This is a genomic window from Novosphingobium sp. BL-S-33, assembly GCF_056857025.1.
On sequence record NZ_CM166474.1, the window covers coordinates 1959236 to 1972507 of the forward strand.

A 13272-nucleotide genomic window follows, 5' to 3' on the forward strand; every position below is an offset into this window, starting at 1 on the left:
TTTACAAACGTAGTCGATTACGTGTGTAAACGATGGAGAGCGACGTGGCCGAAGAGCCCGACACCCCTAACGAGAACTCTCCCGAGCGGATCTCGGATGCCGAACACGCGGTGATGGAAGCGCTATGGGAGCGCAGCCCGATCACCGCCGCCGACGTGTGCGAGCGGGTCTGCGGGCCGCGCGGGTGGAGCCTCGCCACGGTCAAGACCCTGCTCTCCCGCCTCGTCGCCAAGCAGGCCGTCGCCACCGAGCCTGACGGCAAACGCTTCCTCTATTCGCCCAGGATCGCCCGCGAGGCCTATGTCGGCACCGAGAGCCGCCGTCTGGTCGACCGCCTGTTCGGCGGCCGCGCCGCGCCGCTCTTCGCGCATCTTGCCGAAGCGGACGCCCTGACCGAAGATGACATCGCCGAAATCGAGGCCCTCCTGAAGGAGCTCAGGTCATGATCGCATGGCTTGCCGATACGCTTGTGATGACCGGTGCGCTGATGGCGCTGATCCTGCTGGTCCGCCGCCCGGTGGCGCGCCTGTTCGGCCCGATGGCCGCCTATGCGCTCTGGGCCCTGCCTATGATCCGGCTGGTCCTGCCCCCGCTGTCGCTGCCGCGCGGGCTGATCCCGCAGCTTTCGTTGGGCGTGGAGCCGATCACGGCCGCTGCGGTGCCCGTTGAGGCCCCGATGGCATCGGTTCCGGTCGATACGGTGATGGACATGCCGCAGGCGACCTCCGCCGCTGAGCCGGCCGCGACCGATTTCGGCACCCATCTTGCCGCGACTCCGGTCGCCGATCCGGGCCTCTTTGCACATGTGCCGTGGACCGCGCTGCTGCTGACCGTGTGGCTGGGCGGGGCTGCCGTATTCCTGGCCTGGCGGATCTGGAACTATCGCCTGATGCGCCGCGAGATCCTGGCCGAGGCGCGCCTTGTGGCCCGTTCGGGCGACGTGCGCATCATCGAGAGCCCGGCAGCGGGCGCGCCGCTGGCGTTCGGCGTCTTCGAAAAGCTGGTCGCGCTGCCGCAGGGCTTCCTTGCCAGCGTCGACTCGGAATCGTCCGATTTCGCCATCGCGCACGAACTGGAGCACCATGCCGGCAATGACCTGCTGGCGATCATGGCGCTTCAGCCGCTGTTCGCGCTGCACTGGTTCAATCCGCTCGGCTGGGCGGCGTGGCGCGCGCTGCGGGCGGATCAGGAAGCCGCGTGCGATGCCCGCGTCATGGCGGGGTGCGGACGCGAGATGAGGGCGCGCTATGGCCGCCTGATCGCCAGCTTTGCGGCGGCCACGCGACTTACACTCGCCGCGCCGATGGCGGGAACGCTGTCAGGCGAAAAGCCGATCATCCAGCGCCTGAAGGCACTCGGCCGGGCTGAAGTCTCGCCCGCGCGCAAGGTCGCCGCGCGCAGTCTCTTCGCGCTCGCAGTGGTCTCGGTACCGTTCACCGCCACTGTCACTTACGCCGCGATGGAAGCGCCGGAAGTGCCGGAAGTCCCCGCCGTGCCAGAGGCTCCCGTGCCCCCGGAACCTGCGGCGCCGTCGATCCGTGCGGTTGATCCCGATGTGCCCGATGTTCCCAATGCGCCCGATGCACCGGCCATGCCTGCAAGTCCGGCGCCTGCACCCGCCGTTAATGCGATGACCGTCAACGCGCCGGTGGCGCCGCCCGTACCGCCGACACCGCCTGCTCCTCCCGCCGTTTCACTGCGTGACAGCATCAGCCGCGATGTCGAGGCCACCGTGACGAACGCGATGCGTAACGTGCCCGAGGTCCGCCAGACGGTGTCGTCCGACGGGAAAGTCCAGGTCATCCACATCGTGCGCCGGGACGGGAATGGCCAGACGCGGATCGAAAGGAAAATGACGATCGACAGCCGCTGCCCCGCCGACAGCCGCCGCGCTCAGGCGCAGGTCGGGCAGGGCGCTACGGTGACGTCGACGGTCATCTGCACCGGCGCGCCGAAGCACACGGCCGACGCGGCCGTGCAGGCCATTGCCAAGGCCCGCGCTGCGGTGGCTGCGAACCAGAGGCTCGATGCCGCGACGCGCACCGAAATCCTTGCCGATCTCGATGCGGAAATGATCGAGACCCGTGCCGACGTAGAGCGCGACCGTGCCGAGGCGGAGCGGGATCGGGCCGAAGCCGAACGCGATCGTGCGGAGGCCTATCGCGAACGCAACACCAACTGGTGACCGGGAAGCGCCCGCCTCAGGGAATCTTCTGAACGACTGGAATAGCCGTGAAGGGAACGGGGGCCATGCTCACGTTCCCTTTCCTGTTGGATGATGTGTCCGCAACGGTGATGAGCGTGGCGTGTGGATACTCTTCCTCTGCGGCGCTGGGCATGGGGAGCATCGGACCCGGGGTGGCAGCGGCGATATTCGCGGCCTTGTTCGTGCCTTTCCGGTCCCGCCGTACGTGGGTGTCCATCGCGCGGGCCTGAATGATCGCAGGCGTCGCGGGGGAGGCGGGATACCTGCAATCCTTGGCCTCGCCCACGCCCTTGAGGAAAGCCCGCCGCGCAATGCCCGCGCGCGCCGCCGCGAGCACGCTCTGGTCTTGCGCATTGGCGCCCGAAATCTCGCGAATCAGGCCGCGAAAGGGAATGAACGACGCGACCGCCCACTTGGCGACGCGGCCGGGGCTGATGATGTCACGCCCGGGTGAGGGGAGGTCGATATCGGGCCCCAGCACGGTGTCGAGTTCCTGCACCGCCGCCGCAATCTGGTCGCAAGTCTTGAGGCCGCTGAGATCATAGGGCTTGTGGATCGCCGCCTTGAGCAGCGGCGGAATTTCGATCCTGTCCAGATTGAGGTCGGTCACCGGCGTCTTGGCGACGTCTATGGCATCTGGTTCCGAATCGGTGATCGCGCGCTGGGGCTGTTTTGCTGCCGCTGGAGAGCCGATGAGCAGCACGGTCAACGCGGCGGCAGTCCAGACCTGGCGCATGGTCGTCTCCTGTCTGCCGGGAGAGGCGCGCGTTCCGGATTAACGGTCTGGGACCCTTGATGAAGCCGGAACCATGGCGGTCCGGATCATGCCCAGCCTAAGGATCGGTCGCACCCGCCCGTCGGTCAAATCATCACACGTCGGAGAACGTGTCGCAAGCGTCCTCGTTCCCGCTGTCGAGGCCGCGCTTGAGCCATTTCATGCGCTGCGCGCTCGACCCGTGGGTGAAGCTTTCGGGGCTGACGCGCTGGCCGGCGTTTTTCATCAGCGTATCGTCGCCAATGGCGCTGGCGGCGGTCATCCCTTCCTCCATGTCGCCCGGCTCGATGCGGTTCCGGTTCTTGCCCGCCCAGACGCCTGCATAGCAGTCCGCCTGAAGCTCCATGCGCACTTGCAAGGCATTGGCCTGCGAGGGATTCTGCTGCTGCGCGCGGCGGACTTTGGCGTCCAGCCCGAGCAGGTGCTGGATATGATGCCCGTACTCATGCGCGACCACGTAATAGCGCGCGAAGTCACCCTTGGCGCCCAGCTTCTGGTCAAGCTCATCATAGAAGCTGGTGTCGATATAGATGCCCTGATCGGCCGGGCAGTAGAACGGGCCCATTGCGCTTTGCGCGGCGCCGCAGCCGGAGCGGTCGGTGCCGTTATAGAAGTGCAGTTCGGGTTGCTCGAAAGCGATGTTCGCTTGCTTGAACGGCTGCTCCCACGTCTGGTTGAGCGAACTCAGCGCGTTGCACGCCTCCAGCGAATATTCGTTCTGGCCGCAGATCTGGGCGGCGCTTTGCGGCTGCCCCGGTTGCGCGGGAGCGCCTTGTCGGGGCTCCTGTTGCTGCACGCTGTCGATGGTGCCGAGCATCTGCTGAGGGTCGACGCCGAAGACGAACATGCCGATCAGCACGATCACCAGCGTGCCGCAGCCGATCTTGCCGCCGCCGCCACCGGGAAAGCGACTGCCGCCTTGCGTGACGCGGATGTTGTCGGGATTGAACCTGTCGAGCCGCATCCGCTGTCGTCCTCTCGCACCTGCCCTGTGGGGCCGAGCCTAATCGCGCGGCACCGTCCTGTTCAATCGAAAAGGTATCCTGTGGTTCCGTAGGCACGCAGCAAGGAAAAATCGCGTCCATTCCGGGCACTGGTCGAGATTCGCTAACCGGGTCCGCAATTCGCGGTTATGCATGCGGAACGATGAGCAGGGGTTTCAAGGCGAGCATGGTCCGGCGAAAATGGGTCCGGACTTTCGGGGTGACGGCGCTGGGCGGAGCGCTCGTCTGCGCCGGTGTCGCGCATTCGGCATCCTCGCGTGCGGATCAGGATATCGCTGCAAGGCTGCACGCGCAGATTGAAGTGCTCGCCAGCGACGACTTTGACGGCCGCGAACCCGGCACGCAGGGCGAGGCCAAGACCCTGCGCTACCTTGGCAAGCAGTGGTTCGACATCGGCATGACATCGGGCACCAACGATCCCGGCCACGAATGGTTCGCCCCGGTCACGCTCGTCGCGCGGGAGCCTGCCACGTCCTCGGCGCAGTTCCAGCGCAAGGGCGCACGCGCGCCGACCTCGCCCAGCGGCGTGCTGGTGCTGACCTCGGGCAAGCGCAGCATGGTGCGCAACGTGCCGCTGCTGTTCCTCGGCACGGCCAAGGCGCGCGACTATTCGCGCACCGAGCTGGCCGGGCGGATCGCGGTAGTGCTGGACGGCGACACGCCCGACAGCAAGCGCCAGAACGACCTGCTGGAAATGGGCGCCTCCGCCGTGCTCACCGTGCTCGACGGGGACCGCAGCCTCGATCAGGTTTCCGCGCGCCGCAAGCGGTCCGGATATGCGCTGTCCAACGAATCGCTGGGCGGCGATCTGGAGGCATTCATCACGCGCGAAGCGATGACCGCGCTGCTCAAGGGTTCCTCGCATACGCTTGCCGGGCTTGAGGCGCTGGCGGCAAAGTCCGATTTTGCGCCGGTCCCGCTCGACATCACGGCCTCGCTCGAAGCCACCACGCGTGAGACCACGATCCGCACCCACAACCTGATCGGCAAGCTGCCCGGCCGTCGCCCGGAAGCGGGCGCGGTGCTGTTCCTGGCGCACTGGGATCACTTCGGCGAATGCGGCGAGCCCCCGGCCGAGGACGTGATCTGCAACGGTGCGATAGACAATGCCAGCGGCGTCGCCACGATGACCGAAGTGGCGCGCCGCCTCTCGCGCGGGCCGCAAATGGACCGCGATGTCTATTTCCTCGCCACCACGGGTGAGGAACTCGGCCTGCTCGGTGCCCATGCCTTTACCGAGAGCCCGCCGCTGCCGCTGCGCCAGATCGTGGCCGCCTTCAACATCGATTCGAACGCCATCGCGCCGCATGGCACGCCCTTCGTCATCGTCGGGCGCGGCATGACCGGGCTCGACGGCACGATTGCCAAAGTCGCCAAGTCCGAAAAGTTCAAGGTTTCCAACAGCGACGATGGCAATGAATATGTCCGCCGCCAGGATGGCTGGGCTCTGCTCCAGCACGACATTCCGGCCGTGCTCGTCTCGACCGCCTATGGCGACATGACGCGCATGCGGGCCTTCTTCGACGGTGATTACCACCGGCCGAGCGACGATCTGGTCCACATGGCCCATCCGCTCGAACTGGGCGGGGCGGTGGATGACGTGAAGCTGCTTTCCGCGCTGGGCCGGTGGTTTGCGGATACCCGGAAGGTTCCCGCGAGCGCGGTGACAGGCGCTGCCGCCGGGGGAGCGGCGGGGAGCGCTACCACTCCGGCAACCCGGACTTTGCCGCCCGATCCGCCAACGGGAAAATGAGGCCTAGCACTATCGCCCCCACTTGATTACATGGGCCGCCACGATTCTCCCCCGACAAGACAATGGTGGCGCACATGGACATTCCCCTCGGACTTACTTTCGACGACGTACTTCTGCGTCCCGCCAAGTCCGACATAGTCCCCACCCAGGCAGACACCCGCAGCCGCCTGACGCGTGACATCGGTCTCAACATTCCCGTCATCTCCTCGGCCATGGACACCGTGACCGAAGCCGACATGGCCATCGTCATGGCACAGCTCGGCGGCATCGGCGTCCTGCACCGCAACCTCACGATCGAGGAACAGTGCGCCGCCGTCCGCGCCGTGAAGCGTTTCGAGAGCGGTATGGTGGTCAACCCGATCACGATCAGCCCCGACGCCACACTGGGTGAGGCGCAGGCTGTCATGCAGGCCAACCGCATCAGCGGCATCCCGGTGGTCGAGAATTCGGGCAAGCTGGTCGGCATCCTCACCAACCGCGACGTGCGCTTCGCCGCCAACCCGGCGCAGCCGGTGCGTGAGCTGATGACGCATGAGAACCTCGCCACCGTGCAGGTCGGCGTCGATCAGGACGAGGCGCGCCGCCTGCTGCACGCCCGCCGGATCGAGAAGCTGCTGGTGGTGGACAATGCCTTCCACTGCGTCGGCCTCATCACCGTCAAGGACATCGAGAAGGCCGTCAATTACCCGGACGCCACCAAGGACGCCGCGGGCCGCCTGCGCGTCGCCGCCGCGACCACGGTGGGCGACAAGGGCTTCGCCCGCACCGAGGCGCTGCTGGCTGCCGAGTGCGACGTCGTCGTGATCGACACCGCCCACGGCCATAACCGGGACGTGGCGCTCGCGGTCGAACGCGTGAAGAAGCTGTCGAACTCGGCACAGGTCATCGCTGGCAACATCGCCACCGCCGAAGCGGCACGCGCGCTGATCGACGCGGGCGCGGACTGCGTGAAGGTGGGCATCGGCCCGGGCTCGATCTGCACCACGCGCATCGTCGCCGGTGTCGGCGTGCCGCAGCTCACCGCGATCATGGAAGCCGCCGAAGAGGCCGACAAGTCGGGCGTGCCGGTGATCGCCGACGGCGGTCTGCGCACTTCGGGTGACGCAGCCAAGGCGCTGGCCGCCGGTGCCTCGACCATCATGGTCGGCTCGATGCTCGCGGGCACCGAGGAAGCGCCGGGCGAGACGTTCCTCTACCAGGGCCGTGCCTACAAGTCGTACCGCGGCATGGGCTCGGTCGGCGCGATGGGCCGTGGTTCGGCCGACCGCTACTTCCAGGGCGACATCAAGGACCAGATGAAGCTGGTTCCCGAAGGCATCGAAGGTCAGGTTGCCTACAAGGGCCCGGCCAAGGACGTCATCCACCAGCTCGTCGGCGGCATCAAGGCGGCGATGGGCTACACCGGCTCGGCCACGGTCGAGGATCTGCGCAAGAACGCCCAGTTCGTGCGCATCACCAATGCCGGTCTGCGCGAAAGCCACGTCCACGACGTGACGATCACCCGTGAGGCTCCGAACTACCCGACGCGCTGATCGCGTCGGAGGAATCGAAGCATGACACCGGGCGCGCGCGTCCAGGCGGCTATCGAGGTTCTGGACCTCGTGATCAAGGCGGCGCGTGCCAATGGTGCGCCCGCCGACCGCTTGATCGGGGACTGGTTCCGCACCCGCCGCTTTGCGGGCAGCAAGGACCGCCGCGCGGTGCGCGAACTGGCCTACCGCGCCATCCGTGCCTGCGGTGAAGTGCCCGCCGATGGCCGCGCCGCGATGTTGCGCGTTGCCGCCGAAGACCCGGAACTGGCCGCGCTGTTTGACGGCACCGGGCACGCACCGGCCCCCATCGATCCTGCCGAACAGGCAGCGGAGCAGGGCCTCGCCCCACGCTGGCTGGTGGACCGCCTCGCCGCAAGCGGGGTGAGCGAGGTGGACGGCATGGCGCTGCTGGGCCGCGCACCGCTGGACGTGCGGGTGAACATCTTGCGCGCCGCCGCTGCGCCGCTGCCCGAAGGCGGTAAAGCCACGGTGCTGCCCCACGCGCTGCGCTATCCGCCCGAAACCCGCATCGAGCAGTCGGCGGCTTATGTCGACGGCGCGATCGAAGTGCAGGATCTCGGCTCGCAGCTCACCTGCGAAGCAGTGGCTGCCCGTCCGGGCGAGACCGTGATCGACCTCTGCGCCGGGGCCGGAGGCAAGACGCTCGCGCTTGCCGCCGCCATGGAGAATACCGGCACGCTGATCGCCAGCGATTCCGACCGCGCTCGCCTGTCGCGCCTTGCGCCGCGTGCGGAGCGTGCAGGGGCGGGCGGGATCGAGACCGTGCTGCTCAATCCTGGGCGCGAGATCGAGGCGCTGGAGCGCTTCGTCGGCGCCGCCGATGCCGTGCTGGTCGACGCTCCATGCTCGGGCACCGGCACCTGGCGCCGCAATCCGGAAGCGCGCTGGCGCCTCACCGAATCGCAGCTTACCCGCTACGTATCGACGCAATCGCGCCTGCTCGACGTGGCGGCGGGGCTGGTGCGGCCGGGCGGGCGGTTGATCTTCGTCACATGCTCGCTGCTGGACGAAGAGGGCGCCGATCAGGCGGCGAAATTCCTTGCCAGACGGTCCGGCTGGCGTGCCGATCTGCCGGAATTGGCGGCCGGAACGCCACGCGGAAGCGGCCTCAGGCTCTCCCCGTGGCACGACGGGACAGATGGCTTTTTCGTCGCACGCTTCGTGCGGCTGTGATAGCGTCGGCCCTATGATGAGGACCAAGCCCTCGGCCAAGGACCTGTTGATGCGTTACACGCCTGTTGCCATTGCCCTTTCTCTCGTTGTTGCCGTTTCTTCCAGCGCCATCTTCTCGCAGCCCGCCGTTGCGATCGATCCGCGTGCAGCGGCTCTTCTGAATGAAGGACATACCGCCGTTGCCTCTGGCAACATCAATGGCGCTATCGATGCCTACGAAGCCGCGCTGACTGTCGCGCCCGGCGATGTGAGTGTGCTGCTCGCGCTCGCCGATGCCACGCGCCGTCAGGGTCTTCAGGGCAAGGCGCTCCATTATTACCGCGTCGCGCTGGTGTCCGATCCGCGCAATCTGGAAGCGATCGCGGGCGAAGGCATCGCGCTGGCCGAAAAGGGCGCGACCGACAAGGCCGGGCGCAATCTCGCCCGCTTGCAGACGCTTTGCGGCAAGGACTGCGCGGAAACGCAGGAACTGGCGGCGGAGATATCGAAGGCCGGCGCCCCGCGCATGGTCAGCGCCGATGCGGTGGCGCCCAAGCCGGTGGTTTCGGAAAACTGAGGTTTTTGGCTGGGCTGGGGCGGGCTTGAGCTAGGGCTTCGACAGGCTCAGCCTGGGCGGGCCTTGGTGGTTTGCCCGGGGTCTCGATGGGCGCGGCTTGAGCGGGCCCGGTTTCGCTCTCGGGCTCAGCAAGCTGAGGATGAGGATCTTGAGCAATCCCCTCATCCTGAGCCTGTCATAACCTCTGGGCGTGGCCACCCAACCCAATCGCCGAACCTCGGGAGGCCTGCACCCACCCCCGCTCATCCTGAGCTTGTCGAAGGATCACAGCACCCAACGCCGGCCAAAATTCAGATCAAAGCGCGGAACTCTTCCAGCACCGCACGGTAAACGCGCTTCTTGAACGGCACGATCAGCTCCGGCAGCAGTTCCGCCTCGACCCACTTCCAGTCGTTGAATTCGGCGGGCTTGTGCGCCTCCAGATTGACGTCGTCATCGCTGCCGTCGAAGCGCAGCAGGAACCAGGTCTGGCGCTGGCCGCGATACTTGCCCTTCCAGAGCTTGCCGATCAGCTCGTCGGGCAGGTCGTAAAGCAGTTCCTCGCGGGTGCGGGACAGGAACGTGACGTTCTGCTCGGCCACGCCGGTTTCTTCCCAAAGCTCGCGCAGCGCGGCGGCCTTCAGGTCTTCACCGTCATCGACGCCGCCCTGGGGCATCTGCCACCAGTCGCCTTCCTTGGTGTCGATTCGCTTGCCGACAAAAACCTTGCCGTCGGCATTGACGAGCATGACGCCCACGCACGGGCGGTAGGGCAGGGACGCGAAATCATTCATCGTCGGGATGGTATCCAGATTGTAAGGAGGAGGCTCGTCGCGGAGATCTGCTCGTGGATCGCTGTTTCGGAGCGCATGGGCGGCACAATGGCCCAAGCCCGCGCGCAATGCCAGTGGGATTTATCGATCCGCCCCCGTTAACCATCCGGGAACGATTCAGCGGGGGTCGAGATTGTGACTTAGACAGTTTTTCTGTTTTGCACCGTTACTAAGCAGGCATAGTCTGGGGCGCGGGAGACAAATTGGCCGGCATCAGAACGGTACTCCCGGAGGAGGACGATGATGGCGACAGTGTTGTCGGATCAAGGCCCATCTAACGAAAAGGCGTCGCAGCACGACGCATCCCAGCAGAATGGCTCCGTAGAGGCCGTCGTCGTTCGCTTCGCCGGCGATTCGGGTGACGGCATGCAACTCACCGGCGGGCAGTTCACCCTGTCCACCGCGCTCGCCGGCAACGATCTGGCCACGTTCCCGGATTTCCCCGCAGAGATTCGCGCGCCGCAAGGCACGCTGTTCGGGGTCTCCGCCTTCCAGATCAACTTCGGGTCGAGCGAGATCACCACCGCGGGGGACGCGCCCGACGTGCTGGTGGCGATGAACCCCGCCGCGCTGAAGACCAACGTGCAGGCGCTCAAGCCCGGCGGCCTGATCGTGATCGACACCGGCGAGTTCAACAAGCGCAACCTCGAAAAGGCGAAGTACGAGGCCAATCCGGTCGAGGACGGCAGCCTTGCGAAGTGGGACGTGCTCGCCTTCGACATATCGGCGCTGACGCTGGAGGCGGTGAAGCCCTTCGGCCTTGGCAACAAGGAAGCGCTGCGCTGCAAGAACATGTGGACGCTGGGTCTGGCGCTCTGGATGTTCGACCGTGACCGGCAGCCGCTGGTCGATTGGCTCAAGGCCAAGTTCGCGAAGAACCCGGTGCTGGCCGATGCCAACATCGCCGCGCTTAACGCCGGGCACGCCTATGGCGAGACGGCGGAACTCGCCGGGCCCCTGAGGAAGCTCCACATCGACCCGGTGCCCTCCGAGCCCGGCCTCTACCGCACGATCACCGGCGCGGAAGCGGTGTCGCTCGGCCTTGTGGCGGGTGCGCAGCTTGCCGGATTGCCGATGTTTTTCGGCGGTTATCCGATCACCCCGGCCTCGGCGATTCTTCACAATCTGGTGAAGATGAAGGAATTCGGCGTCACGACCTTTCAGGCCGAGGACGAGATCGCCGCGATCTGCGCCGCCATCGGCGCGAGTTACGCCGGGCACCTTGGCGTGACCTCGTCCTCCGGCCCCGGCATCGCGCTCAAGGGAGAGGCGATGGGGCTGGCGATCATGACCGAGCTGCCGCTCGTCATCGTCAATTCGCAGCGGGGCGGGCCGTCCACCGGGCTTCCCACCAAGACCGAGCAGTCGGACCTCTATCAGGCGGTCTATGGCCGCAACGGCGATGCGCCGATGCCGGTGATCGCCGCCTGCTCCCCAGCCGATGCCTTCGAATGTGCGATAGAGGCCTGCCGCATCGCCACCAGCTTCATGACCCCGGTGATCCTGCTGACGGACGGCTATATCGGCAATGCCTCGGAGCCTTGGAAAGTGCCCGATCCGGCCACGTTCACGCCGTTCCCGGTCGCGTTCCTCGAAGACAGCAACGATCCTGACGGCAAAGTCCTGCCCTTCCGGCGCGACGAGCGGGGCGTGCGTCCGTGGATCAAGCCCGGAACGCCGGGCCTGATGCACCGCATCGGCGGCATCGAGAAGGCGGTGGATACCGGCAACATCGACTATGCGCCCGATGTCCACCAGGCCCAGACCGACGCCCGCAAGGCCAAGATCGACGGTGTTGCCAAGGCCATTCCCGCGCAGCAGGTGTGCCTCGGCAACGCGACCGGAAAGTTGGTGGTGGTCGGCTGGGGCTCTACGTTTGGGCCGATTCATCAGGCCGTCCGCCGCGCCCGCAAGAAAGGGCAGGACGTCAGCCATGTCCATGTCCGTCACGTCTGGCCGTTGCCCGAAAACCTTGGCGCGTTGCTGAAAGGCTTCGACCATGTGCTGGTGCCGGAGATGAACACCGGCCAGTTCAAGACCGTGCTGCGCGACCAGTTCCTGATCGATGCGGTGCCTCTGGCCAAGACCAGCGGCCAGCCCTTTGCCATCGCCGAACTGGAACAGGCGATCGGCAAGTTCTTCGACGGCATTCCTGAGAATGAGGGCGGCGAAGTGCCCGTCAACGAAAGCCAGCTTCCCGCACCGGAAATCGAACAGCCCTGAGCGCCAGTGGCGGAGACCCATCATGAATGACATGACTCCCATTGCGACGACCCTGAAAGACTGGGAAACCGATCAGGAAGTGCGCTGGTGCCCCGGCTGCGGGGACTACGCGATCCTCAAGGCGGTGCGGCGCACTTTGCCGATGGTCGGCGCCGATCCGAAGAACACTGTCTTCGTTTCCGGCATCGGCTGTTCAAGCCGCTTTCCCTACTACATCGAAAGCTACGGCTTCCACACGATCCACGGCCGCGCTCCGGCTTTCGCGACCGGCATCAAGCTGGCGAATCCGGACCTCGACGTCTGGCTGGTGACCGGCGACGGTGATGGCATGTCGATCGGCGGCAATCACACGATGCACGTGCTGCGCCGGAATGTGAATTGCCAGATCATGCTGTTCAACAACGAGATTTACGGCCTGACCAAGGGGCAATACTCGCCCACCAGCCGCATCGGCACCAGTTCGCCCACTTCGCCGATCGGCTCGGTGGACCGCCCGGCACTGCCTTGCGCTTTCGCGCTGGGGGCAGGCGCCCGCTTCGTGGCGCGCGGCTACGACGTGTCCAAGGATCTGCCCGAAGTGCTGAAGGCGGCCTACGAGCATCAGGGCGCGGCTTTCGTCGAGATCTTCCAGAACTGCATCGTCTACAACAAGGACCGGTTCGACGATTTCGTCGCCAAGGCCGTGGCGGCGGACAACCAGATCTGGGTCCGGCAGGGTGAACCGCTGCTGTTCGCCAAGGAAACCAAGGGCCTCGCGCTCGATATGGATACGCTGTCGCTCAAGGTCGTCGATGTGGCGGATGGCGATTGGCAGGCGGCAGGCGTGGCAGTGCACAACGTCCGGAACCGGGGCCTCGCGCATATGCTGGTGGAGATGCCCTTCGGCCCGTTCCCGATGGCGCTGGGCGTAATCTACGACGATCCGGCGCCGACATTCGAAAGCGCCGTGATCGAGGAGCGCGCGAAGCTGGTTGCGGGCAAGACCGCCGATCTCGGCAAGCTGCTGGGCAAGGGGCAGACGTGGACCGTGGCGGAGAAGCCGGAGGCCGGGTAGCGGCCGGTTGAGGGCTGCTTTCCGGACCGTTTCGCCCGATCGGATGTTGTTCGTTCCCCGAGCATGCCATCTATTGGATCAACCTCCGCTCATCCTGAGCTTGTCGAAGGGTCATCCTGAGCCTGTCGAAGGATCATGCCCTCCACGCCAGCGGTGATAGCCC

11 protein-coding genes are annotated in these 13272 nt (G+C 66.1%); 8 read left to right on the forward strand and 3 right to left on the reverse strand.

What is annotated here, in order from left to right; all coding sequences use genetic code 11:
* Window positions 1-32: 32 nt before the first annotated feature.
* A complete protein-coding gene (locus AC1VVM_RS09135) occupies window positions 33-446 on the forward strand; it encodes a BlaI/MecI/CopY family transcriptional regulator (protein WP_132384782.1) in 414 nt (137 codons plus the stop codon).
* The gene (locus AC1VVM_RS09140; RefSeq protein ID WP_482954966.1) at window positions 443-2185 is read left to right on the forward strand and encodes a M56 family metallopeptidase; all 1743 of its coding nucleotides are present in this window, start codon (window positions 443-445) and stop codon (window positions 2183-2185) included. Before AC1VVM_RS09135 ends, AC1VVM_RS09140 begins: the two co-directional genes overlap by 4 nt.
* A gap of 16 nt (window positions 2186-2201) precedes the next feature.
* On the opposite strand, the gene AC1VVM_RS09145 is transcribed toward AC1VVM_RS09140, so the two are convergent.
* A complete protein-coding gene (locus tag AC1VVM_RS09145) occupies window positions 2202-2942 on the reverse strand; it encodes a hypothetical protein (RefSeq protein WP_482903648.1) in 741 nt (246 codons plus the stop codon).
* A gap of 133 nt (window positions 2943-3075) precedes the next feature.
* Window positions 3076-3945, reverse strand: coding sequence for a KPN_02809 family neutral zinc metallopeptidase (gene ypfJ, locus AC1VVM_RS09150; RefSeq protein WP_482903649.1), 870 nt, complete (start codon window positions 3943-3945; stop codon window positions 3076-3078).
* 182 nt (window positions 3946-4127) lie between these two features.
* Between ypfJ and AC1VVM_RS09155 the strand changes: the two genes are divergently transcribed.
* From AC1VVM_RS09155 to AC1VVM_RS09170, 4 genes are all read left to right on the forward strand, one after another.
* Window positions 4128-5738 carry a M28 family peptidase gene (locus AC1VVM_RS09155; protein WP_482903650.1) on the forward strand — a complete coding sequence of 537 codons (1611 nt, stop codon included), beginning with the start codon at window positions 4128-4130 and terminating at the stop codon, window positions 5736-5738.
* A 74-nt stretch (window positions 5739-5812) separates the two neighbouring features.
* Complete coding sequence (guaB, locus tag AC1VVM_RS09160) at window positions 5813-7270, forward strand: IMP dehydrogenase (protein WP_482903651.1); 1458 nt, start codon at window positions 5813-5815, stop codon at window positions 7268-7270.
* A 21-nt stretch (window positions 7271-7291) separates the two neighbouring features.
* On the forward strand, window positions 7292-8464 hold the full coding sequence (locus tag AC1VVM_RS09165) for an RsmB/NOP family class I SAM-dependent RNA methyltransferase (RefSeq protein WP_482903652.1): 1173 nt from the start codon (window positions 7292-7294) through the stop codon (window positions 8462-8464).
* 13 nt (window positions 8465-8477) lie between these two features.
* The gene (locus AC1VVM_RS09170; RefSeq protein WP_132384787.1) at window positions 8478-9020 is read left to right on the forward strand and encodes a tetratricopeptide repeat protein; all 543 of its coding nucleotides are present in this window, start codon (window positions 8478-8480) and stop codon (window positions 9018-9020) included.
* Window positions 9021-9310: 290 nt separating this feature from the next.
* Here the strand turns inward: AC1VVM_RS09170 and AC1VVM_RS09175 are convergent, their stop codons facing one another.
* Window positions 9311-9793 (reverse strand): RNA pyrophosphohydrolase, encoded by a 483-nt coding sequence (locus AC1VVM_RS09175; RefSeq protein WP_132384788.1) that lies wholly within the window; start codon window positions 9791-9793, stop codon window positions 9311-9313.
* A 282-nt stretch (window positions 9794-10075) separates the two neighbouring features.
* On the opposite strand from AC1VVM_RS09175, the gene AC1VVM_RS09180 reads away from it, so the two are divergent.
* Together AC1VVM_RS09180 and AC1VVM_RS09185 are read left to right on the forward strand one after the other, a co-directional pair.
* Window positions 10076-12055, forward strand: coding sequence for a 2-oxoacid:acceptor oxidoreductase subunit alpha (locus AC1VVM_RS09180; RefSeq protein WP_482905180.1), 1980 nt, complete (start codon window positions 10076-10078; stop codon window positions 12053-12055).
* A gap of 22 nt (window positions 12056-12077) precedes the next feature.
* Window positions 12078-13109 carry a 2-oxoacid:ferredoxin oxidoreductase subunit beta gene (locus tag AC1VVM_RS09185; protein ID WP_482954967.1) on the forward strand — a complete coding sequence of 344 codons (1032 nt, stop codon included), beginning with the start codon at window positions 12078-12080 and terminating at the stop codon, window positions 13107-13109.
* Window positions 13110-13272: the final 163 nt, after the last annotated feature.

Excerpts from the sequence above, each read along its gene's own strand:
- AC1VVM_RS09135 (WP_132384782.1), top strand. The coding sequence starts at position 33 with ATGGAGAGCGACGTGGCCGAAGAGCCCGACACCCCTAACGAGAACTCT.
- AC1VVM_RS09140 (WP_482954966.1), top strand. The coding sequence starts at position 443 with ATGATCGCATGGCTTGCCGATACGCTTGTGATGACCGGTGCGCTGATG.
- AC1VVM_RS09145 (WP_482903648.1), bottom strand. The coding sequence starts at position 2,942 with ATGCGCCAGGTCTGGACTGCCGCCGCGTTGACCGTGCTGCTCATCGGC.
- ypfJ (WP_482903649.1), bottom strand. The coding sequence starts at position 3,945 with ATGCGGCTCGACAGGTTCAATCCCGACAACATCCGCGTCACGCAAGGC.
- AC1VVM_RS09155 (WP_482903650.1), top strand. The coding sequence starts at position 4,128 with ATGAGCAGGGGTTTCAAGGCGAGCATGGTCCGGCGAAAATGGGTCCGG.
- guaB (WP_482903651.1), top strand. The coding sequence starts at position 5,813 with ATGGACATTCCCCTCGGACTTACTTTCGACGACGTACTTCTGCGTCCC.
- AC1VVM_RS09165 (WP_482903652.1), top strand. The coding sequence starts at position 7,292 with ATGACACCGGGCGCGCGCGTCCAGGCGGCTATCGAGGTTCTGGACCTC.
- AC1VVM_RS09170 (WP_132384787.1), top strand. The coding sequence starts at position 8,478 with ATGATGAGGACCAAGCCCTCGGCCAAGGACCTGTTGATGCGTTACACG.
- AC1VVM_RS09175 (WP_132384788.1), bottom strand. The coding sequence starts at position 9,793 with ATGAATGATTTCGCGTCCCTGCCCTACCGCCCGTGCGTGGGCGTCATG.
- AC1VVM_RS09180 (WP_482905180.1), top strand. The coding sequence starts at position 10,076 with ATGGCGACAGTGTTGTCGGATCAAGGCCCATCTAACGAAAAGGCGTCG.
- AC1VVM_RS09185 (WP_482954967.1), top strand. The coding sequence starts at position 12,078 with ATGAATGACATGACTCCCATTGCGACGACCCTGAAAGACTGGGAAACC.